Genomic DNA, 22064 nt, shown 5'->3' with positions numbered 1-22064 from the left:
GTTTTAGCGAACTCCCATATTTGATACTAACGGTTGTAACAGCAACATAAAGGAGGAAATAGTATCAATTATGTGAATGACCTCTTCTGTGTTACTCTTACGCCTGATACAATCAATTATGTCATCGCCACAACTACAAAATGTTTTGATTGCCTCTATCATTTCAAGAATTTGCTTGTCAGCATCTGTGATAAGTTCATCTGCAATACTCTCACACACAGTGAACTCGGCCCACAAGTTTTGAATTTTCTCTTCTGTTTTTTCGCAAAACAATGCTAATACACCAATGCAGTTTTCGCTGGGCTCAATCTGAATAATTTGTTGGAATCGTTTAATATAAAGTTTGATTTCTTGAACTTTTTGCATGGCGGCAATCCATGTGAGTACATCTGTTTTAATGAAGAATTTTTCTTTGACTTCAGGTTCTATTTCGCATGGCAACATCATTTTTTCAAGGGCCGAAACATCAGAGTCAAAAAGTCTATAAAAAGGAATAGAAAACGCTGTGGGTGAATACGAGCCGGAAATTACAGGGATGTATGCTAGTTCTATAGGCTGTGTTTCGCAATACCATCTATCGCTAGATGGCAACACGGCACTTTGAAACACACTTCTCAATTCGTAGACTAGACTTGCATACGCTTTTTCAATCGGATTGTTCTCATCAATGCTGTAATCTTTAGCAATATATGCATGATGGTCAGTTACGAAAAGGGTTCCCTCTACTGTATCGGGTATTCTAGCAAGGGCATCTTGAAAAAATGTCTTGCCTTTACGATACCGCAATTTAGACTCATAAGCTATTGCTTGTCCTTTGGGAGGATTATCAAGAACATGACGCCAAACATTTAATAAAGTGAGAAAATTTTCTGCTTCTACCTGCTTAAAAGATGTACTCAGGCCGCTGTATTCTGAAAACAGTAAATCATACTCATAACAAAAACTGCAAAAAGCTTTGGCAGCAGAATAGAGATTAAACATAGCTAGCCTTGGATTCTTAATTGATGATATATCTTGTTTTTTGATTCGAACCAAAAGAACCTCAGCAAACTGATTATAGAAGCTATCCAAAGAAGAATATACCTCATTAAAATATTTCCTAAAACGCTTGTATTTTTCGACGGAAAGCAACTGTCGCATCGGAAAATATTCAGATGCTGGTATATTATTTTTTCCCTCCGAGTAGAGGCAATATGGATCTACCGCAGAAACCGGAAGATGATTTTCAGCGAAGGTGTGCCTCCTAAATACACCGACCTGATCTTCAATTCGCTTCCACCTTTCTTTGGTAAATCTTCCTTTTTTATAAATATCATCTATTAACCTTATCGTTTGCTCAATCAATTCGTTAACATCTGTTCGGATTTCATCGACTTCTGCCACATACTGCCCCCAAGATTCCGGGCGTTGGGTATAATCAATTCTGATCTTGACCCATCCATTGACTTCAGAGACCCAAGAGTTGTATCTCCTATCTTTATGCATACGAAGTTTGTAATCTAACGGCTCTATTCCCAAATCATCTAGAAGATCAACACCGAGTAGTTCTATATCAATGTACTCTTTTTGGGGATACATCTGTTCAAGAATATCTAGCATTTTAATTCGCCAGTACTGGTTTAGATTCTTAGTTTTTTCTGGAATCGTTACTTCATTTTCAAGCGGTGGGATGAATTTGCATATGATCTCATTCTCAGCCTCAGTAAAAGATATTACATTCATTTCTGAAATCAATTTATTGACCAATCTGTTTGTCGCTGTTTGATAAGCAGCTGAAAATGCTGTGTGTTCAGAAAGACCCCTTATAACATCTGCAGCCGCTTGGAGGTCGCCGGAACATATCCATTGTGCTATCTCGTCCGGCTCTATGAGCATATGAACTTCACAATCGCGTTTTGCCATCCAAAATAGCGCATATCCAAATGATGATTTATCCTCATCTGTTTGTGGCAGCAGACTCGGATGACGACAGTTTTTAACGAAATAGTCTGTTGCTTGATAATCTATGGTTAGTGATGTAAGTGAATTCTTTATTTCATCAATAGCACTTTGTAGCGCTTCCTTGTCTTTGAATATCGAAAGCTCTTTCATAGTGCTCGCAATGATTTCATTAGAATGATAGATCCCAGAAAGGTCAAGTGGTAAAAAGCAAAGCCATCCCTTACCGCGTTTCTTAATTAAATCCTGGATGGCCGCCATATTACAATCGACATAGCGTTTTGCATCTAACCAAAGCATAGTCTTTATTACACTCGCAAATCCAATCCAATCGTTAAATTCACATTGAGAAAGTCGATGCAAATCATCTAAATTGCAGGGTTGATGAGAAAAGTAATCCATCAAAATAACTCGTATATTTTTAGTTTCCACACAAGGTACCGTCTTGAAAACTATATCTTTCTCAGTCGTACCAGTTTGTAAGCAGATGGTATCAAATACAATTTGCGCACGAACCGGATGAAGAGCTTCAATCTTGTTCTCATCAATAACTCTAATAAGATACTCATCTTTTAACCGTTGTATGGCTGACTGCATAGTCGAGCAATGAATCTCCTTTTTTGCCGTTAGGAAATCTACATTGGCACCTAAACGGCCAGCATAACATACCAACTGTAACAATTCCAACCAATCATCGGATACTTTCTCTTTTATGAGCGCATCAATTTGATACTGTAGGCGAGCTGTCAAAGTTTGATTGTTTGAAAGCAAGTATACAAATTCAATTAAGGGCCCTCCACTTCCGAAGGCAATCCATGCTTCTTCAAATGTTCTATAAATTGGGTGTGGTCTTTCACTTGTAAAAATATTATAAATATTCTCTGCTTCATCCTTTGAAAGCGCTAATTCAACCACATCGTATTTAATAGCTTTTCCATTCAATGGGGTGGCATTATAATCTTCATCACGAATTGAAACCAAAACAGGTATCCCTAATCCACGAGTCTGTAATTCTTGAATCAGAAATGCCCATAGCATTTCTCCCGGTTGCACATCAATATAAATAATAAGATTTTCATTATGCTTTCCAAGTCCATCTAGTGCAGCCACAAGGTTTTGGGCTTGCGTTTCCGTAGCGATTGTGCGGACACAAAATACGCATCCTTCCGGATATGTATCAAGCAAATAACGGTAGCATAAAGCGGATTTTCCTTGACCTGAAACTCCTTTAATTACTGCTACGCCGTTTTTCTCAATGGCAAATTGAATCTTTTTTAACCAGTAGTCTCGTTTGACATCCACACCGCTTCGAATATGTGATGGATGGACAGAAACCCCTTGTGAAAACTCATTCTGAAGCTGCTCTTGACTGGTATTAAGTTTCAGTTCACTCAAGCATACGAGAGACTTATTATATTCTTTGTAAAAGCCATCAATAGCAGAAATACTTACTCCAATTTCATGGATTTTGTCTTTCCACATTGCTAAAGTTGTATAGCCTTTACTGTTGGATAACCTAGAAATGTATTGTACTAATAATTCTTGAGCCAGTTCAGGTGCTGGCATTACAGGTACATAACTTCGGATCTGTTCTTTTAGGTTCTCTTTGAGTTCCTTAAGGCCAACTTTTTCAAATTTCAGGGAATCGATTAACCAAACGGCGTCTTCGGCTGACAGTTTATGTTTTTCTTTCAACCGATTAGCCAATATCATTTTTACTTCTTTGTTGTCGTTGGCGACTTCTTGAAACTCTGCACCCAACCTCCCAAAATAAACAATCTTTATACCGGAAAAGGATTTATCTATGGTGTGTAAACTACACATCCGATTAAAAAAGCCCTCTCCACCCCTAGATGTTTTCGTAGAAGCAAGGCTTGAAAGTGTTAGATCGGAAGATATATTTTTAACTTGAACAGCCTCAACAACAGATCCGTCTTTTTTTATAACCAGATCTTCGATATCTTCGGGGTAATATTCGTAACCGTCTTCGTCCGCAAGCAATCTATAAGCAATATATAAAGTTTGAGACGAAAAACCTTTCCATGCAGCCTGAGCACCAATGTCTGATTTTGTAAAATTCGGATTACTCATCTCTTACCTCCCTAAAGCAAAGCCACGCAGATGCCCAATCCAAAGGACATTCTCTGCATCTATTTTTAAATTGCAAAAATAGTGTGCTTTCGCCTTCAGTTTAAATAAACTTATATTATTTCCTAGTTTATTATATCATTTCCCTCTTTTTCCCACAACGCAAGAGTCAAAAGAGGCAAAAACATCTCTGCCAAGAAAAATGAAAGCAATTTACCGATTCTCAATCGTAGTCAATAAAGATAGCGTTATTATCAGGCCTTATGCGGTGATTACACCCCTATCTTTGTCTAAAAAGGTGAATTTGGGCGTTTATCCTTCATAGAAACAGTCTTCATATAGGAAATCTACTGTCCCTATACACGGAAACCATCACAGGCGTTTTTTGCTCATTTTGAACCATAATTTCTACGCCTTTGAAAAAGGAGGAAAATAGTGTGGGCAAGGATGCCTCCGCCACCTTGAAACTCTGCTTGTAAAGCTTTAGTAGTGTTGTCCTATGCCCGCTTCAACATCTCTTCTAATCTAAAAGTAGGTCCTCGATAGTTCTTTGGCCCCGTATCCAATCCTGTCTAGTCCAATTGACACCTATGGGGACTTGATAGGATAGGATTTGATCCTTTTGTACTTGATGAATCAGTATTTCTTTTATCTTTATTTAATTGTGGCCGGTTTTCCAGACATGGGTTATCCATATCCGGTTTTCCCGTATCTGGACAAGCCGTATTCGGATCGTTCACATACGGTTGAGCCGTTTGGTGAGATGGAGCGTCGCATAGATGACATATTTTCGTAGATTTAAAAAAGTGTTGTCTTCTGAGAAAAGCTACTTCTGTGCCACTTTGACACGCTGGGTGATAAATCACCCATGTCCTATTTCTAACGGGCAATACAAAAAGAAAAAAGAGGCTTTTTCAACCCCAATCGGTACATTTATTTTGGACATTAATAAAAGGGCGGCTGCTTCAAAACAGCCGCCCTAAAACAGGGGGATATACAAGATGGTTTTCTGTTCGGATGCCCACAAGTCCTTGATATTACTGGGGTTTTCAAAAAGTTCTGTATCACCACTCATACCATGCGGAGTATCATTAAAGGATCTGAGAAGTTCTTTTGATGATACTCCGCATTTTTTATTTCCAAATCTATATGGCAATCTGTGCGGGGGCGTAGCTTAATGCTACGCCTTTTCTCGTTTCCAAAAATGTAGCCACATCTACCCGCTCAGATTGCCACAAAAGGCGCCGGACTTCTTTGTTACGGAAGCTCACCTGCGCGGGGTGGTTTGCAGGCGTTCTGCCTTTTCCCAAGTCCGCGGTCAATGATATAGGATCATGTCTTTTATGACAATGGCCTCCACACGCGCCGCCTCGACTTCCTCCATCATGGCAAGAAAGTCAGGACGATTAAAGCGGGTGCAGGATGCGCTGTCATTCGTAAATTGGATGGGGGTCGGCAGTCCATGATGGAGGGCATAGCCCTCTAGCATCTGCTTCTGAAGAGAGCTAGCAAAGGTCTTCCCTCGCTGCAACATGATATCATAGTGTTTTTTACAGTTTTAAATTTGAGTAACCTGATGAAGATGACAAGTCACTTGTTTTTCAGTATAATATTCCTCAGAAACCGAACTATCATATTGCTTCATCTGCTTAATTGGAATAATGAGGAGGAAATCCAATGACGCTTTTACAGCTTAAATATATTGTCACAATTGCGGAAACTGGGACGATTAGCGCGGCAGCAAAGCGTCTGTATATTGCACAGCCCAGTTTGACCTCAGCAGTCAAAGAACTGGAAAATGAGTTGGGCATCACCATTTTTAAACGTACCAATAAGGGCGTTTTGTTGTCAGCGGAAGGTGAGGAGTTCCTGGGATATGCCCGGCAGGTCATCGAACAGACAAACTTGATTGAAGAACGTTATCTGGGAACGGGACAGGTCAAGCATCAATTCTGTGTATCCACACAGCACTACTCCTTTGCAGTGGAGGCCTTTGTAGAGCTGTTGAAGCAATACGGAGGCGAAGAATACGATTTTCGTATTCGTGAAACGCAGACCTATGAACTGATTGAAGACGTAGCAAAGTTACGCAGCGAGGTCGGTGTGCTTTACCTGAATCAGTTCAATGAGACTATTCTGCGCAAGGTCCTGAGAGAAAACAGCCTGAAGTTCCATCGACTGTTTGTTGCAAAGCCCCATGTTTTTGTCGGCGTGGGCAATCCGCTGGCCCGAAAAGCCAGTGTCACGCTGGAGGATATCTCACCGTATCCACGTCTCTCCTATGAACAGGGAGAGCACAACTCTTTCTATTATTCCGAGGAAATCCTAAGTACATTGGAGAGCAGAAAAGACATTATGGTCTCTGACCGTGCCACGCTGTTCAACCTGCTTATTGGTCTGAACGGATATACCATTTGCAGTGGAGTCATCAATGAAGAATTAAATGGGAAAAATATTGTAGCAATTCCTCTTGATGTAGACGATTATATGGAAATCGGCTACATCACCCATAGTAAAGTTGGTACAGGTCGATTTGGCAATTTGTACATTGAGATTCTGAAACGATATGCCTTGGCACAAAGATAATCCAATTATAACAGGCGGTTTGCCATAGACTGAAGCTATGGAAAACCGCCTGTTTTCCGTATTTTACAAAAAAGCAATCGTTCTGTATACTGAAAACGAAAAATAAACACATGGTGAATACATAAACTCGAAGGAGACTTTTATATGAATAATTTACAAACACCGTTCCGCTATGATTATGTAGGAAGCTTTCTGCGCCCCTCCGAACTAAAAAAGGCCCGTGCAGATTATGAAGCTGGGAATATCAACGCTGTACAATTAAAAGCTGTAGAGGACAAGTGCATTACCGAGCTTGTGACAAAGCAAAAGGCGGCTGGATATCATGTCATCACTGACGGCGAATTCCGCCGTGCTACTTGGCATCTGGATTTCATGTGGGGATTTCAGGGCATCGAGCACAAGAAAACAGAAACTGGTCTACCGTTCCACGATGAGGCTGCTAAAATTGACGACACCTATCTTACAGGTAAGCTGTCCGTAAGCGCGCACCCCTTTGTAGAGCATTTTAAGTTTGTAAAAGGCTTGGAAGACGAGAGCACGGTAGCCAAGCAGACTATTCCGGCTCCAGCGCAATTTCTGGAGCAGCTGATCATGCCTATGAATCTGGAGGCCACTCGGAAGTTCTATCCCAATGATGAAGAGCTCATTGCTGATATCGTTGATGGATACAAAAAGGTGATTGCAGATCTATATGCGGCAGGCTGCCGGAATATCCAATTTGACGACTGCACCTGGGGGTGTTTTGTAGACCCGAAAGCCAATCTGTTCTTTGAAGCAGATGATGCCCGGTTGGAAATCCTTCAGAAACAGTTTCTGACTATCAATAATCTGGCCATCGAAGGCAAACCTGAAGATCTGATCATCAACACCCATATTTGCCGTGGTAACTTCCATTCCACCTGGGCCTGCACAGGGGCTTACGATAAGGTTGCGCCTCTGGTCTTTGGACAGGAGAATGTCGATGCTTATTACTTGGAATTTGACGATGAGCGATCCGGAAACTTTGAGTCTCTAAAAGAAATTACTGGTACTAAAAAGGTTGTCTTGGGATTGATTACTACAAAATCACCCAAACTGGAGGATAAAGACGCTGTAATTTCCCGCATCCATGAGGCAGCTCAGTATATTCCACTTGAACGTCTGTACCTCAGCCCGCAGTGTGGCTTTGCATCTTGCGAAATCGGGAATAAGCTTACTGAGGAGGAGCAATGGGCAAAGCTGGCTCTGGTCAAAGAGATCGCACAAGAAGTATGGGATTAAAATATTCCTGAACCGATTATACAGCGGCCTCCGATGAGTATATTTCATCGGGGGCCGCTGTTTTCCTTGGAAAATGATTACTGCCTATTTTAAAATGCGTTTCATAGATGTTTTGATTTAGCAGAACGATGTTGCCCGTCTGTGCGTTCGTAAAAATCTTGCCTCAATTAACATACCACAATTACTCCCTTTTACTGAAATATAATTGACTGAAAATACTTTGTTATGTCCAAAGATTATCAGGTGCAATATCTAAATGTTTTGTCTGTTATTATTCTGGCAAATATTAGTCCAAGGGGAAGCGCTAAAATAATAAGTAATGCCGATGCAAGCCACGAAGCGGCTGATGAAAGATCCATTGTGCCAAGATTATAAAATCCTCTGTACAGATATAATCCAGGAACCATGATCACGATTGATGGTACCGTGAGAGAAATTCTTGGATATCCGGCGACTTTTTTCAGACCAGATGCAAGAATACCAGATAAAAGCGCACCGATAAAGGCTGCAACGGCAGGGGGAAGTGCCAAAAGATCTACAAGTTCAAGGCGAAGAGTGTTTGTTACAGCACCTACGATGCCTGCGGCGACAGCTATCTGAACAGGACTGTTAAACATAATAGAAAAACCAAATACGCCACAAAAACTGGCAATCAGTCGAAGTAAAATCCACTGCCACAATGCAAATTTTAATGGCTGGAAAGGTAACGGTGTTAAGTCAAGTAACATGGCCAATATCCAGGCAGTCATTGTTGCCACTGTTGTGATAATCAAAGAATAAGTCATACGCTCTATCCCTGAACGCATATCCAGTTTGGCCAGGTCAATTCCGCTGGTGATAAATGGGAATCCGGGGATAATGAAGAGCATCGCGCATATGTACCCCGCCTCATTCTGAGATTGAACAGATAAGAGGATTTCCAGTAATTTTAGTAAACCGGCATAGGTAAGGCAGGCAGCTGATACAGAGGAAATGATGCACAAAAACAAGGTATAATGGCTTTTTGACAGTTTGCATCGGATATAATTGCCGATTCCTGCTCCCACAAAAGCGCATAGAACTTCTACGATGCCGCCGCCAAGGAGGAAGGTAAAAGCTCCGCATGCCAAAGCTGCTGATAATGTCAGAACAGTCGAAGAATATAAACCATGTATGTTTTCAATGGCATCTAATGCAGAATGAATTTCTTCACAGCTTTGCTTGATTTCCTGTTTTGAAAAATTTTTTACAAACTTTTCAAGCCGATTGAGCTGAGAAATATTTACACCTGTGTTGGTCAGACATAAGCACTGGCTGAAGCTGCTTTCTCCATCGAAACAGGTGTAGTTGATCGACATAAAACCCACATCTACAGTGCATGTCATATCCATAAGTTCGGATAGCTGATTCATAGAATTCCGTACTCGCCATGCCCCCGTGCCACAGGAGAGCATCATCATACCAACTCTTCCCACAATGGATGCTTTTGCGGGCAGACTTTCCTGTAGAATAGGGCCGGAAACTGTGGCGTCGGCATATTCATGCCACAGGATTTCCATATGATTTCTTTTAATAATGGTTGATCGCTTATCAGTATGTGGCATAGCTTGCTCCTTATTTTGGTTACAGGTCAAGGCTTTCAGCTCCTGCGATTTTTATCATTCTCTCGCGACAGGCCAATACCAGACCGTCTATCATTTCAAGATGCTGAAGCATTTTATTTTCAAACTGGTGGATGGGGAGAAGTACACCAAGCTCATCAAAAGATTTCCCATTATTTTCGCCTGTCTCCTGTCCGTAGTAAACAACGGCAGAATATGCAGCCTTCTGGATTTCCTGAAATGTAGTCCAGACAACATCATAGGCCTGTGCTTCTGTTAGGTGCAGCTTTTTGGTATCTGGAAGAGCGTATAGAATCAGAATTCCACGTTTTTTATTTTCCTTCCTTTCAGTAATATCCATACCTTCCGTATAATATCTGACCAGATCATAGCCATCTGCAAGATATAATCGGGAACGTGGAGCAGCAGAATGAAATTTATAAATCTCGCAGAATTTTTTATATTCGTGTTTGGAAACGATATCCTTGTTGTTTTCCAAAAGCATACCATCTTCATTGGTAAGAAGTACTGGGTTTTCACCCGCTTTTCCGTGAAACCGTTTAGGAATCAGATAGGATTCTTTTAAGAGATCAAACATACTGCGATTGCACAGTTCCAATAAAATGGCGCTTACATCGCCGTTCTGATATGCGGTGAAAAGAACCTCAGCCAAATGGTGGGGATCGGGATCGGCATTTCGGTTATCATCAAGCAAATGGTCATAAAATGTTTCGCTGAGCCGTTCACAGGCTGCTTCGGATGAAAGAATTCTGGAAAAGATATTCTCCACTTCCTCCTCTCGTGGAAGAACTAATGACATAAAATCATCTCCCGGTATGAAATTTTATTGATAGATAGGTATTTCTTGATTTCAATAAATGGAGTGATACAAGAAAACTGCACACCCGCGTGTTATAATAGGCACAGATTAAAACTATGATTTATTATACTAATCATACAGAAATTTGTAAAAAGCATTATTGATATAGTAAATATCATTGAATGATATGTCAGAGGTATAAATATGGACGTTAATTTTGAATACTATAAAATATTTTATTATGTCGCAAAATACAAAAATTTTACTAAAGCGGCAAATGTATTGGGCAGTGGGCAGCCAAATGTCACACGTGCCATGAATTGCTTGGAACAAGAAATCCATTGTACACTTTTTATTCGAACCAACCGCGGTGTAAAACTTACATCGGAGGGAGCGAAGCTATTCGAGCATGTTGCCGTCGCAATGTCACAGTTGCAGGCGGCAGAGGCGGAACTGACAGCCAGTATGGGGTTGGAAAATGGCAGTATCTCCATTGGTGCCAGTGAAACGGCATTGAATATCTACCTGCTGGATAAATTGAGAGCCTTTCACATGCAACATCCAGGTATTCGACTGAAAATCTATAATCACTCTACGCCACAGGCAATCCGTTCCATCAAAAACGGCGAGATAGACTTCGCTGTTGTCTCGACACCTACTAATGCGGATGACCCACTCAAAGAAATACACGTACAATCGTTTCGGGACATTCTTGTGGGTGGAAGAACCTTTACCGCACTGGGCGGTCAGGAACTTAGCCTTGCGGAATTGCAGAATTATCCGCTGATTTACCTTGGCCGGGAAACGATGACCTGGCAGTTCTATCACGATCTGTTTTTATCCCATGGCCTGGAGCTGAACCCCGACACCGAAGTAGCAACTGCAGATCAGATTTTGCCATTGGTAAAATCTGATCTTGGCCTTGCCTTTCTCCCGGAATCCATGGCACAGGAGGCGCTCCGTCAACGCAGGATTGTCCAAATTAGACTGCGGGAGAAAATACCAGAACGGCAAATCTGCATGGTATATGATCGACAGCATCCTCTGAGCGCTGCGGCACAGCGATTAAAAAATGACATCTTGGAAAATCATGATGAATAATGCTCCGGTAAATAGGAGGATGGGGTATAAGTTTCATTTATTAACATTTTGGTTGTCAATTGCAGCTTTTCGGGCGGAATAACCGCATATAGCGGTTGCTTTGTGTGGCGTAAACTTGATTTTGCAAGTAAGGAAAACAGAGAAGCCAACATGGTTTTGAACGTGTGCAAATGGACGCGGCATTCTTCGAGCTGTCCTTTGTTGAACAGTCCGGCCAGAAGTTTCATATCATGACAAAATGTTTTCATCGGCTTATACCGCATTTACGCCTCGGAAATATATATTTTGTGATTACAAAGAGGATTTCAATCTCCCGTATGGTGTCGTGACAGTTTCTGTGATATAATAAAATTGAATTTATATGCAGTTTTTTGAGAATGATGGGGTTAAAAACTTGTTTGACATCTCTCCGTGTGTAGAAGCAGACGTATGCTTGTTTGGAAAAGATAACAGTGGGAGATTGTACTGAAAAATGCGAATGGCGTATGGTTGGAATATGACAGAGGACACTTGGCGGAAGCAACATACGAAATCAGGAAAAAAGCGAGCGGTTGGATATCTACGAATTGTTGGGTGGACATCCTTACGGTTCGTGATGCCGCAGATTTCATGAGAGGCATGAAATGGAGAAAAATTTCCAAGCTATGACGCGAACGCGGATTTTAACAGTTCAAGAGTGTGGCAAGCTGGTACGCCTCAAATTTCGAGAGGTTTCTGAATGGATAATTTGAAAATGAGCCCATTTGTAAAATGGGCGGGTGGGAAGAAGCAGCTCCTAGACAGATTAGAGGAGCGCATGCCCAAAACCTATAACAGGTACTACGAACCATTTATAGGGGGCGGCGCGCTTTTGTTGGATGCACAGCCGCAAATAGCGGTTATCAATGATGTCAATAAGCAATTGCTGAATGTGTATCGGCAGCTCAAAACAAATGCCGAAGCAGTAATCTCAACTCTGAATGAGCTTGATGCTGTTGCCTGTAACAAAGAACGCTATCTGGAAATGCGTGCCGAATACAATAAAAAAATAGCTGCACATGTACTGGATGCAGAGTGCGCTGCGCTTATGATATGGATAAATAAGCATTGTTTTAATGGACTTTATCGCGTGAATTCTAAAGGCCTTTTTAATGTTCCGTATAACAATAAAACTGACGGTGTATCAATGAATGAAGAGAATCTGCGCAGTATAGGGCGTTATCTCAACGAAAACAAAGTGCAAATTCGAGAGGGCGACTTTGAAGCAGCTTGTGCAGATGTACAGGCAGGCGATTTTGTGTATTTTGATTCACCATATATTCCGGTGAGTGGAACGGCTAATTTTACAGACTACACAAAGGATGGATTTGGCTATACGGACCATTGCCGATTGGCGCAGCTATATAGACGGCTTGATGCTGCCGGTGCAAAGGTGATGCTTAGCAATCACAATGTGGACCTTGTTTATGAATTGTATGCAGGTTTCAAGATTGAAGGTGTTGATGTTAAGCGGGCTATCAATAGAGACGCATCGAAACGTACAGGAAAAGAAGTCATCATCACAAATTACTAAATAACGACTGACATAACTTGACAGAAACGGCAAGCGTCCGCATTGATACGGATGCGCCGTATACGGAAAGCATAACGCCTGCCAGCGGCAGTGACAGCAATACAGTCAATGTCAGGAACAGCATCGGTTGCGCCATCGTAACGGAGGAAATGATGCGCACTCGGGAATTGCAGATGACAGACCGTGTCGATGAAGAGTGTTGCAAGGCGGGTGTTATCGAGTTAGAGGTTGATGCTAGCTTAATGAACTTTACATAGTTTGGGGCGGAACACTTTATTATTCTTTTAAATGGAAAATAAAGGAGAAAAGCCTGATGCACTGACGAGCGCGCATAGATCGGCCGATTGCGGGCATGATAACAGCAAACCAACAAAGGAGGTCAAATCTATGAATCACTCTCAATGCAATAAGGCGATCCGCTGCACTGTTTCTCAGTGCGCAAATCACTGTGACAGCGCGGAATACTGCGCGCTGGACTGCATCACGGTAGGCACGCACGAGGCAAACCCGACAGTCGACCAGTGCACCCATTGTTAGATATTGCGCAAAATAGTAGTTATCATTCAGAACAGAATCATCTACTTCCTTTTGCAGGAAAGCCGCTAGGCGTTGTAAAAGCGGCTTTTTCTGCAAATTCACAATGTTTTGGTTTCGAATAATTTCTTGACAGGGCGTGTGAGCTGCGCTATGGTAAGAATATAAAAAGAAGAGCAGGTGTTTTGCATGAAGCGTGTCGCTATGTTATTCCTTTGTATTGTGGCAACGGTTTGCACAGCAGCGGCAGCCGACGCTGTTATTGCTGTTCCCACCCGTGACAAAGGTCAGGCGGTATACGTGGGCGACGCTCGCGTCTATCCTACGGGCTACAATATTGCGGACAACAATTACTTCAAACTGCGCGATATTGGTACGCTTGTAGGCTTCGGCGTGGAGTGGAACGGCGAGACGCAGACCGTTGAGATCAGCACAGTGCGCACCACCCCCAGCACCGAGGGTATCTCGGACACGGCGGTAAGCGGCGCGGTGGCTAAGATCAGCGACCAGAAAATCACGGTGGATGGCGTACAGGTCAGCATGACTGCCTACCAGATCGGTGGTAACAACTATGTGAAGCTGCGCGATATCGGCAAGCAAGTGAACTTTGGCGTGGGCTATGACAATGCGACGGCAAGTGTCCGCATCGACACGGATGCACCGTATACGGAAAGCACGACGGCTTCCAGCAGCGCTATCACTCGGTGGAATAGCACCATGGCTGAGTTTAATCAGGCCATGATTGACTGTGACTGGGATAAGAGCCAATACCTCACGATCGCCAAGCAGTATGCGCCGGTCATCACTGGCAAAGCGAGCGGCACGGTCGAGGATGTAATTGCTGCGCTGGATTCCATGAAAGGCGCGCCGGTGGACGCGGTTTCGTTCGATGATAACCCGGTAAACATGTTTTGGGCGAACGAGCTGCGCAAGGCGTTAGGCGAAAACATATCTGGTAACGGAAATGCCGAGAACGATAGCATTGGTGAAACGGTAGACACCAATACGCTGGAAGAGTATGCGCAGGAAGTCATCCGATTAACAAATGAGGAACGCGCAAAGGTCGGGCTGTCTGCGTTAAAAGTGAACGATAAACTCATGCAGGCTGCGGCGATTCGTTCGGAAGAGATTGCGGAAAACTTTTCTCATACCAGACCGAATGGCGATGGAATGTCCACTGTATTCTATGAGGTGGGGCTGGATCCTTACGAGTTGAGACCGGGTGAAAACTGTGCAAAAGGTTCTGAGACTCCAGATGCAGTTGTAACTGGCTGGATGAATTCTGAAGGACATCGCAACGCTATTCTCAATGCAAATAATACGGATATCGGCGTAGGTGTTTTTGAGTTTAACGGAGTAATGTATTGGGTTCAGAGTTTTGGTGGAAATTGGTAAATCAAATGCGATATGAAGGACTGTCTTTTCCGAGACAGTCCTTTTCTTTATCTGGAACCATGGAACAACATAAAAATTATCAGCGTGCGCCGCCTTTCCTTTGAAAGGCGGCTTTTTTTATTCCAACAATAAGGAGGAACAAAATGATAAAGGACATTTTGAAACGGGCAACAGCAGGCACATTGTCCGCGTTCACCAGCCTTGCGAATAAGTTGGCATTTCAATTCCGCGTAATCGGACAGGAAATTCGATACGTGCGTGATATTATAAAATTCCGCGGCTTGAATGCTGCTTGCCTCTTGGGAATGTTACTTTTGCCGGCAGGCTGCGCGGATGATAACCACAAAATGGAGGTGCCCAATACGGACACGACAGCATTTGTACAGATGAAGCAGACGAACTTGGAGGAGTGGAACGATGCCCCGACAGAGGAGGTACTGGAAGTGCCGCTGGTACGGCGTGACGTAGCACTCGCGTCAGGCGGTTCGGCCGCCTTGTATGCACTTGATACGGGCGAGGAGCCAACTGTCGGCACGGATCAGCTCACATCGGTCAGTGCGGAGCTGGTGCTGAACAGTTCGGCGGTGCAGCTGGGCGAGTATGGCACGGTGCGCGAGCTGGCGGAAAGCGAGCTGTACCACTGGTCGGATGCGAGTGAATTTGACCGCATTCAGTATACCCAGCCGATGCAGCTGAGTGAAACGCGCTATGTCGTGCATCTGATGCTGGATAATGATGCGGTCGGCATGGAGCAGATGGTCTGCTATACCGATTTGGGTAATGGCATCGCTCGGGTGGATCGCCTGTGGCGCGCGCTGGTCGATGTGCAGAGGGACGAAGGTTCCGAGACATTCGACCAGACCGCCGCAGTCCTGATTTCAAGCGAAACCGAATAAACGACATGGGTCGGTATGTTTTCCTGAAGAAGAACGTTAATTCAAATTTGTAGCAACTTTGTTGCTACAAATTTGACAGAAGCGCGATAACCTGCTATACTGAACCCAAAGGAGGAATGACGTATGGGCAATGTAGTTTCTTCTGCCAAAACGGATATGTTCCGTATCCGCATGAACCCCGAAATCCGGGAAGAACTGGAACAGATTTATGCGAAAAACGGTCTGACGCTGACGGACGCGGTCAACGTGTTTTTCCAGCAGTCGATCAATGCGGGTGGTTTCCCGTTCGCGGTAAATGAGGATAATGCGGAGATCATCAAGGCAAAGGCGCTGTCGCGGCTGATGAAAGAGCTGCAAAAGGGCGACGAGTGCGCCGAAGTGTACGATGCCGATGACGCGCGTAAGATGCTGGGGCTGTCTGAATGAAGGTGTTATTTAAGAAAACTGCGCTGGACGATATGCAGACGACGGAACGCTATATTTTGGAAACGCTCGGTAATGGGACGGCAGCGAAAAAGCTGACCCGGCGTGTGTATGATGCGATTATGCTGTTGGCCGATAATCCTTATATGGGGACGGAACTCAGCCGTAAATTTGCCGTGGAGACCGACCTTCGGTTTTTGGTGGTGGCAAAGCAGCTGGTCTTTTATCGCGTGGTGGAGGACGATCATATCGAGGTTACGCGCGTACTGGACGGGCGGCAGGACTATCTGGCACTGCTGTTTTGAAAACAAAATAAGGTTGGAAGCAAGCTCACAGGAAAAAACTGTGGGCTTTTGTTTTGCACGATCTGCCCTGTTGTGATATGCGCCCCTGTGTCTAACAGTGGCTCATATCGCTTGTGGCAAGTCGCTCGGCAAAACAAAACTCAGATGGTAAAGGGCTGTTCTATGTCGCAATAGATCGCTGAAAATGGGAGGTGGGCCTATAACAGAAAATGAATTGTGTTGCCTTCTCATTTTTTTTTGATAAACTAAATATCAATAATGCAAGAAAGGAAAGACATGAAATGTGGAAAGCTTTATTGATCGACGCAGACTATACCCATGCAATACGGCTAAAAAAAGTGTTGATTGGTCAAGCTTGGGCGTTTCCTTATTTGTTGAATATAATGATGTGTGTGGTTTGGAAAAGGTGCGTTCTATTAAACCTCACATTTTAATTTTGGGCAAATTGATGTTTAGTAATGTTGAAGAACTGGCTAAAAATCTTTATCACCAAAATGCACAGGCCAAGTTGATTTTTGTAGGCAGCAATGGAAAATGGAAAAAAGTGACCTGTAACGATTTGGGCGCACATTTGCTGTCAGAAACCGAGCTGACTACGCAATACATCAAGCATCTATGTGAGCAGATTTCCGATTCGCAGGAGAATAACGTAAATACGGATTTACAAGTCGGCAGTTTGACAGATAGTAAGGAGAAACTCGCTGAAATACTTGCTGGCGTGCGGGAAAAGCAGTGGCTCTATTTGATGCGGATTATACGGCATAAAGGATGCACTTGGCCCACAAAAAATCAGTTGAATGATCAACTCATCACTGTTTTTGGCAGCTTTTTTCTGAACTGTTTCTGGGAAACGGAAGAGAGCATATGCTTGGTTTTGAAAGAACCGGAAAAAATAAGTATTTTGTATTCTATTCAAGTTATGGGAGAAATGATTGAGTCGATTGCTCAATATTTGCAGTCTGTTGGGACTGTGATTTATCCCATTCTTGTCAGCGATAAAATCAATCGTATGGCGGCATGCAGTGCATATGAGCAGGTAAAAGCGCTGGAACGTTTTTTGTTTTTCTGTCCAAATCATGTTATATTCACCGTAACACAATTTGAACAAAGACGTTCTTTTGATTATTCTCAGGTCAACAAACTCATCGATGAGATGGTGCTGAGCATGTTAGACGGCAATACGACGAATGCGCTGGATGCTGTGGATATGATTTATGATGCGTATTTGGCACCCAGCATGGATTTTACTGCACTGCAATACGTGCAAGAGCGATTACAGGATTCTATTGAGCTGGTTTCAATCATTTGGGATAGGGATATTCCGGAAAATGCGGTGCAAGAACCAATTTATGATTCAATAGAAGAAGAACGTCGGGCAGTGCATATTAAAATCACGAAAAGCTGCCATGAGGTCGAACAGGTACCGGGAGAATATCGAAAAATACTGCAAACGCTTCATTATGTACGGAAACATTATGGAGAAGCGCTGTCTATGGAAAGTGTAGCGCAACATTTTCAAATGTCGGCTACCTATTTCAGCAGACAATTTAAGAAAATTCTTGGTATTGGTTTTACAGATTACTTAACCCGTGTTCGCATATTGGAAGCGAAGGCATTGTTTCGTGCAGGTGAACATAATGTCGAAAAGGTTGCTAACCGCGTCGGTTATACCGACCCCAAATATTTTAGTCGGGTCTTTAGACGGAAGATGAATACAAGTCCTTCTTCTTATATTGTTCAATTGCAAAATAAAGAACGATAGGAGGGTTCTGATGAAAGCAGTGGCGTTTATAGGTCCGCAGGAAGCCAAAGTTGTTGATTTGCCTGAACCAAGAATTGTGAATAGCTTTGATGTAAAAATTCGTGTTCGATATGTTTCTATCTGCGCCGACGATTTGGAAAGCTTTGTCAATGGCGTACAAACCAATGCAGTTGGACATGAATTCTCCGGTGTAATTACAGAACTTGGGCAAGGAGCGGCAGAGGTTGGCTACGAAATAGGAGATCGGGTGACAGGGTATGTATGGCGTTTTTGCGGTCGATGTCCATATTGCCGACGTGGGCAGGAAAATCTTTGCCTAAATATGTATCCGCAGCGTGCAATGCAAGAATATGTTGTACTGGACAGCAATCAAATTTGTAAAATACCGGAACAAATTCCGTTACAACTGGCCTCCGTATCAGAGGTGGTAGCGTCTTGTATTCATGCCGTGGAACGTGCACAAATCCATGTGGGGGATTCCGTACTGTTGTTGGGAGGCGGCGGAGCCGGTATGATTATGCTGCAATTAGTGCGTATGTGCGGCGCAGCAAGTGTTACAGTCAGTGAACCGATTGCGTCGAAACGACAGATGTGCAAGACGCTGGGGGCAGATGAGACGATTGATCCATATTCAGAAAATCTTGTAGCACGAGGCATGGAGATTACAGACGGATTGGGATATCAATGTGTTTTTGATGTTTCCAAAAATGAAGCGGCATTACCGGAAGGAATTAGCTTGTTAGCACGGGGCGGGACATTTTTACTTTTTTCGCTGCATGAGAGAAAAAGCAACATTACGATTGATTTGCCGACGCTTTATTCGAAGGAAATCACTTTGTTGACTTCATTCATGGCGCCATATCTTTTGGACAGAGCCATGAAAATATTGCCAAAGCTGAATTTGGAAGTATTGAACAGCAATCCGTTTCCTTTGGAACAAGTGCAAGAGGCTTATGAAGCCGCATATAGCGGGAAATTACCGCGTGTTTTTGTAGAAGTAACCAAATAAAAAAGCAACAAAGGCAGCGGGGTGGACAAATTTGTCCACCCCGCTGCCTTTGTTTTTGTTGAAGTGCAAAAAATCCATCTGTTTATTCCTCAAAGGAGAAAATGTCCCGTTGTTGCTTAATCACAACCTGACTTAGAATATAAGTACAAAGAAACGCTGCTAATAAAAAGTTAAATTGGTTGATTTGACGATAATGCTTTGTGTGTACCAAAGAAAATAGCAGTATAGCGGGAACAATTCTAAAAAATACTTAGTAAAGCAGGAATAAGGAGGGAAATGCATGCAGGGAACAGAATATCAAAGCACAAAAGTGAAATTGGATTTTCGCGAACGCATTAACTTTGCGGTTTCTGAGTTTGGATATAATTCCATTTATATCTGGATCAGTGCTTTTATGGCAATCTTTTTCACAGATTATATAGGCGTAGCGGCGACATCTGTTTCTTTGCTTATGCTGGGAGTACGTATTTTTGATGCTATCAACGATCCCATTATTGGGTCGCTTGCCGATCGAACGCATTCGAAATGGGGACGGTATCGGCCATGGGTTGCGATCGGCGGTACTGTGATGTCACTACTTATTATTTTACTGTTTGCAGCACAACCTGCATGGCCCATGTCAGTTAAAGTAGGTTGGATGTGGGTGATCTATATATTGATTACGGTTGCCTCTACTGCTTGCAATATGCCATATGGCGCGCTGAACGGGGTCATAACCTCGGATACAGAGGAACGTACTAAACTGGCCGGTGTTCGTATGGTTTTTGCAAACATTGGTTCCAATTTTACGAATCTGATTGCAGCAACTCTGATACTGCTTCTTTCCGGCACCAACCGAACTGCGAATAGCGCTCGTGGATATTCTCTGGCAGTTATTGTGAGTGTCGTAATTGGCCTTCCTACGATCATCTGGTCTGCTGTGAAAAGTAAGGAGCGTGTTCAGCCGCCTCCCGAACAAATGAAAAAAGGCGCAAGGATTCCGCTGAGCCAACAAATGAAGTGTCTCTTTGGAAATAAATATGCACTTATTTGTTTGTTCGGGCAGTTCATGGTGGGCTTTCTGGCCTATGGCAGAATGACAATCATGGCATATTATTTTACTTATTACGCCGGTAATTTTGAATTGTATTCGGTTACAGGTATTGTGGGCATTGCCACAGGTATTATTGGATCCGGGTTTGTATGTCCTTGGCTCTATAGGCAATTTCGACATAAGGGCTATGCGTTGGCGATTGGGTTTGGACTCTCGGGTCTTTTCTATATTCCGATTTTCTGGTTCATTCCGCAGCAGATCGTGTTCTGGGTTTTCTATGCGTTTTCCAATCTCTTTCAGACCGCTGCGAGTGCGTTGCGTTATAGCTGCGATGGAGATAATGCAGACTTTGCAGAATACAAATACGGTATTCGCGTGGATGGTTTTCTTTCGGCCTTTATTTCTCTGATGCTCAAGGCCGGCGGCGCAGTAGGCCCGGCAATTCTGATTGCATGGCTGGATGCACTGGGTTATGTGCCGAATATCACGCAGAATGCATCGGTTTTGACCGCATTGAATTTGAGTATGTCAATCATACCAGCTATATTATGTGTCATTTGTGCGATTGGTTATCTGCTTGTTTATGATATGGACAGTAAAAAGCACAGTGAAATCGTCAATGAATTGGAAAAACGCCGTGGTATCACCTGAAAACGTGATTGGTTAAAAACGATCTCAAAAGATGATCAATGATAGAAAGGAGATAATAAAATGAAAGCATTGTTTATCACTTCAATTGGAGACCCGGAAAAGAAAACGATGGGTACGATTGATATGAAAGAGGTTCCGATTCCGGAGCCGGGTCCGGAAGAGGTACGGATTAAGATTGCGTATGCATCAATTTGCGGCTCGGATCCACATACATTGCGTGGTGAATTAGGGCCGATGCGTCCTCGTATTTTAAGCAGACTCCCGATTCGAACCGGGCATGAAATTTCCGGCGTTATTGACGCAGTGGGTGAAGTGGCGGCTGCCAATGGCTTTAAAGTGGGGGATCGTGTTACGGCAAACTATTCAAAGCCGTGTGGTACATGCTACTGGTGTCATACGGGTCGAGAGGGCTTGTGCAAGCAGGCGAAGGCTTCGGCAGACGGAATGGCGGAATATGTATCCTGGCACATGTCTCAGGTGTATAAAATTCCGGAAAATGTTACGTTGCGGCAGGCTTGCATGACTGAACCGATGACGATCGCGCTGAATGCGGTGCAGACGGCTCAAGTATCGTTTGGCAAGAAGGTGGCGATTTTTGGCGGCGGCGGTATTGGACTGATGGCTCTGCAGCTCGCCCGGCATGCAGGCGCGTCTAAGATTGTGGTATTTGAACTGGCAGAAAGCCGTCAAAAAATGGCCTTGGATCTGGGTGCAGATGCCGTGCTGAATCCGAACGATCCGAATGTTTCTGAGACAATCCGCAAAATGACGAACGGTCTCGGTTTTGATTGCATTATTGATTCTTCCGGTGCATCCTCAGCAGCACAGTCGACACTGGATATGTTGGCTCCGGATGGGAATGTTGTATTTTTTGCCATGTATAAACCGGATTTTGATTTGAAGGTCAATTTGTTCAGCCAAATGTATTTGCAGCAGAAACATATTCATGGCATGTACACTTCGTCGGACTGTTTCCCCAAGACGATTGAGATGCTTCCGCTGGTCAATCTTGATGCAATTGCGGAGAAAGAGTATTCGCTGGATGAATATAAAGCGGCTTTTGATGATGCGGTTTCCGGCAAATATGCCAAGGTTATTTTCCGTGTCGCAGGTGAGTAAAAACTCGGCATA

General features: G+C 43.3%; 19 protein-coding genes and 1 pseudogene. 15 read left to right on the top strand and 5 right to left on the bottom strand.

All coding sequences use genetic code 11. The features are described 5' to 3' along the window. Nucleotides 1–3: 3 nt before the first annotated feature. Nucleotides 4–4029 carry a hypothetical protein gene (locus ACESSO_RS01440; RefSeq protein WP_373163269.1) on the bottom strand — a complete coding sequence of 1342 codons (4026 nt, stop codon included), beginning with the start codon at nt 4027–4029 and terminating at the stop codon, nt 4–6. Between the two features lie 628 nt (nt 4030–4657). Between ACESSO_RS01440 and ACESSO_RS01435 the strand changes: the two genes are divergently transcribed. Further along, a complete protein-coding gene (locus ACESSO_RS01435; protein ID WP_373163268.1) occupies nt 4658–4822 on the top strand; it encodes a hypothetical protein in 165 nt (54 codons plus the stop codon). Nucleotides 4823–5359: 537 nt separating this feature from the next. On the opposite strand, the pseudogene ACESSO_RS01430 reads toward ACESSO_RS01435, so the two are convergent. Continuing rightward, nucleotides 5360–5530: pseudogene (locus ACESSO_RS01430) on the bottom strand (resolvase); the annotation flags it as partial. Nucleotides 5531–5703: 173 nt separating this feature from the next. On the opposite strand from ACESSO_RS01430, the gene ACESSO_RS01425 reads away from it, so the two are divergent. Then, nucleotides 5704–6612: a LysR family transcriptional regulator gene (locus ACESSO_RS01425; RefSeq protein ID WP_373163267.1), complete on the top strand. Its 909-nt coding sequence runs from the start codon at nt 5704–5706 to the stop codon at nt 6610–6612. A gap of 144 nt (nt 6613–6756) precedes the next feature. Next, nucleotides 6757–7872, top strand: coding sequence for a 5-methyltetrahydropteroyltriglutamate--homocysteine S-methyltransferase (locus ACESSO_RS01420; protein ID WP_373163266.1), 1116 nt, complete (start codon nt 6757–6759; stop codon nt 7870–7872). Nucleotides 7873–8111: 239 nt separating this feature from the next. Here the strand turns inward: ACESSO_RS01420 and ACESSO_RS01415 are convergent, their stop codons facing one another. Together ACESSO_RS01415 and ACESSO_RS01410 are read right to left on the bottom strand one after the other, a co-directional pair. Next, a complete protein-coding gene (locus tag ACESSO_RS01415) occupies nt 8112–9455 on the bottom strand; it encodes a threonine/serine exporter ThrE family protein (protein ID WP_373163615.1) in 1344 nt (447 codons plus the stop codon). A gap of 19 nt (nt 9456–9474) precedes the next feature. After that, nucleotides 9475–10272, bottom strand: coding sequence for a DUF4866 domain-containing protein (locus ACESSO_RS01410; protein ID WP_373163265.1), 798 nt, complete (start codon nt 10270–10272; stop codon nt 9475–9477). A gap of 204 nt (nt 10273–10476) precedes the next feature. Between ACESSO_RS01410 and ACESSO_RS01405 the strand changes: the two genes are divergently transcribed. After that, a complete protein-coding gene (locus tag ACESSO_RS01405) occupies nt 10477–11373 on the top strand; it encodes a LysR family transcriptional regulator (protein ID WP_373163264.1) in 897 nt (298 codons plus the stop codon). Here the strand turns inward: ACESSO_RS01405 and ACESSO_RS01400 are convergent. Then, nucleotides 11361–11600, bottom strand: a complete 240-nt coding sequence (locus ACESSO_RS01400) for a hypothetical protein (RefSeq protein ID WP_373163263.1) — start codon at nt 11598–11600, stop codon at nt 11361–11363. The genes ACESSO_RS01405 and ACESSO_RS01400 overlap by 13 nt on opposite strands. Before the next feature lie 491 nt (nt 11601–12091). On the opposite strand from ACESSO_RS01400, the gene ACESSO_RS01395 reads away from it, so the two are divergent. The 11 genes from ACESSO_RS01395 to ACESSO_RS01345 all read left to right on the top strand — a co-directional run bounded on the left by ACESSO_RS01395 (nt 12092) and on the right by ACESSO_RS01345 (nt 22052). Next, entirely contained in the window at nt 12092–12925 is an 834-nt protein-coding gene (locus ACESSO_RS01395) for a DNA adenine methylase (RefSeq protein WP_373163262.1), read from the top strand. A gap of 17 nt (nt 12926–12942) precedes the next feature. Then, nucleotides 12943–13182, top strand: a complete 240-nt coding sequence (locus tag ACESSO_RS01390; RefSeq protein ID WP_373163261.1) for a hypothetical protein — start codon at nt 12943–12945, stop codon at nt 13180–13182. Between the two features lie 130 nt (nt 13183–13312). Then, complete coding sequence (locus ACESSO_RS01385) at nt 13313–13462, top strand: DUF1540 domain-containing protein (RefSeq protein ID WP_373163260.1); 150 nt, start codon at nt 13313–13315, stop codon at nt 13460–13462. Between the two features lie 201 nt (nt 13463–13663). Beyond that, entirely contained in the window at nt 13664–14854 is a 1191-nt protein-coding gene (locus ACESSO_RS01380; RefSeq protein ID WP_373163259.1) for a CAP domain-containing protein, read from the top strand. A gap of 143 nt (nt 14855–14997) precedes the next feature. Then, the gene (locus ACESSO_RS01375; RefSeq protein WP_373163258.1) at nt 14998–15750 is read left to right on the top strand and encodes a hypothetical protein; all 753 of its coding nucleotides are present in this window, start codon (nt 14998–15000) and stop codon (nt 15748–15750) included. 123 nt (nt 15751–15873) lie between these two features. After that, nucleotides 15874–16176 (top strand): type II toxin-antitoxin system RelB/DinJ family antitoxin, encoded by a 303-nt coding sequence (locus ACESSO_RS01370; protein WP_373163257.1) that lies wholly within the window; start codon nt 15874–15876, stop codon nt 16174–16176. Further along, nucleotides 16173–16478, top strand: coding sequence for a type II toxin-antitoxin system RelE/ParE family toxin (locus ACESSO_RS01365; RefSeq protein ID WP_373163256.1), 306 nt, complete (start codon nt 16173–16175; stop codon nt 16476–16478). The genes ACESSO_RS01370 and ACESSO_RS01365 overlap by 4 nt, the downstream gene beginning before the upstream one ends. A gap of 283 nt (nt 16479–16761) precedes the next feature. Then, nucleotides 16762–18240, top strand: coding sequence for a helix-turn-helix transcriptional regulator (locus ACESSO_RS01360; protein ID WP_373163255.1), 1479 nt, complete (start codon nt 16762–16764; stop codon nt 18238–18240). Nucleotides 18241–18250: 10 nt separating this feature from the next. Continuing rightward, entirely contained in the window at nt 18251–19249 is a 999-nt protein-coding gene (locus ACESSO_RS01355) for a zinc-binding dehydrogenase (RefSeq protein WP_373163254.1), read from the top strand. Nucleotides 19250–19529: 280 nt separating this feature from the next. Continuing rightward, complete coding sequence (locus ACESSO_RS01350; protein ID WP_373163253.1) at nt 19530–20933, top strand: MFS transporter; 1404 nt, start codon at nt 19530–19532, stop codon at nt 20931–20933. Nucleotides 20934–20993: 60 nt separating this feature from the next. Beyond that, entirely contained in the window at nt 20994–22052 is a 1059-nt protein-coding gene (locus tag ACESSO_RS01345) for a zinc-binding dehydrogenase (RefSeq protein WP_373163252.1), read from the top strand. Nucleotides 22053–22064: the final 12 nt, after the last annotated feature.

It is taken from the genome of Agathobaculum sp. Marseille-P7918 (assembly GCF_964248325.1).
Lineage (GTDB): Bacteria > Bacillota > Clostridia > Oscillospirales > Butyricicoccaceae > Agathobaculum.
Note: the sequence above shows the minus strand (reverse complement) of the source record. Positions and strands in the feature narration are given on the sequence as shown.

Coding starts and splice junctions, on each gene's coding strand:
- ACESSO_RS01440 (WP_373163269.1), bottom strand. CDS start 4,029: ATGAGTAATCCGAATTTTACAAAATCAGACATTGGTGCTCAGGCTGCA.
- ACESSO_RS01435 (WP_373163268.1), top strand. CDS start 4,658: ATGAATCAGTATTTCTTTTATCTTTATTTAATTGTGGCCGGTTTTCCA.
- ACESSO_RS01425 (WP_373163267.1), top strand. CDS start 5,704: ATGACGCTTTTACAGCTTAAATATATTGTCACAATTGCGGAAACTGGG.
- ACESSO_RS01420 (WP_373163266.1), top strand. CDS start 6,757: ATGAATAATTTACAAACACCGTTCCGCTATGATTATGTAGGAAGCTTT.
- ACESSO_RS01415 (WP_373163615.1), bottom strand. CDS start 9,455: ATGCCACATACTGATAAGCGATCAACCATTATTAAAAGAAATCATATG.
- ACESSO_RS01410 (WP_373163265.1), bottom strand. CDS start 10,272: ATGTCATTAGTTCTTCCACGAGAGGAGGAAGTGGAGAATATCTTTTCC.
- ACESSO_RS01405 (WP_373163264.1), top strand. CDS start 10,477: ATGGACGTTAATTTTGAATACTATAAAATATTTTATTATGTCGCAAAA.
- ACESSO_RS01400 (WP_373163263.1), bottom strand. CDS start 11,600: ATGAAACTTCTGGCCGGACTGTTCAACAAAGGACAGCTCGAAGAATGC.
- ACESSO_RS01395 (WP_373163262.1), top strand. CDS start 12,092: ATGGATAATTTGAAAATGAGCCCATTTGTAAAATGGGCGGGTGGGAAG.
- ACESSO_RS01385 (WP_373163260.1), top strand. CDS start 13,313: ATGAATCACTCTCAATGCAATAAGGCGATCCGCTGCACTGTTTCTCAG.
- ACESSO_RS01380 (WP_373163259.1), top strand. CDS start 13,664: ATGTTATTCCTTTGTATTGTGGCAACGGTTTGCACAGCAGCGGCAGCC.
- ACESSO_RS01375 (WP_373163258.1), top strand. CDS start 14,998: ATGATAAAGGACATTTTGAAACGGGCAACAGCAGGCACATTGTCCGCG.
- ACESSO_RS01370 (WP_373163257.1), top strand. CDS start 15,874: ATGGGCAATGTAGTTTCTTCTGCCAAAACGGATATGTTCCGTATCCGC.
- ACESSO_RS01365 (WP_373163256.1), top strand. CDS start 16,173: ATGAAGGTGTTATTTAAGAAAACTGCGCTGGACGATATGCAGACGACG.
- ACESSO_RS01355 (WP_373163254.1), top strand. CDS start 18,251: ATGAAAGCAGTGGCGTTTATAGGTCCGCAGGAAGCCAAAGTTGTTGAT.
- ACESSO_RS01350 (WP_373163253.1), top strand. CDS start 19,530: ATGCAGGGAACAGAATATCAAAGCACAAAAGTGAAATTGGATTTTCGC.
- ACESSO_RS01345 (WP_373163252.1), top strand. CDS start 20,994: ATGAAAGCATTGTTTATCACTTCAATTGGAGACCCGGAAAAGAAAACG.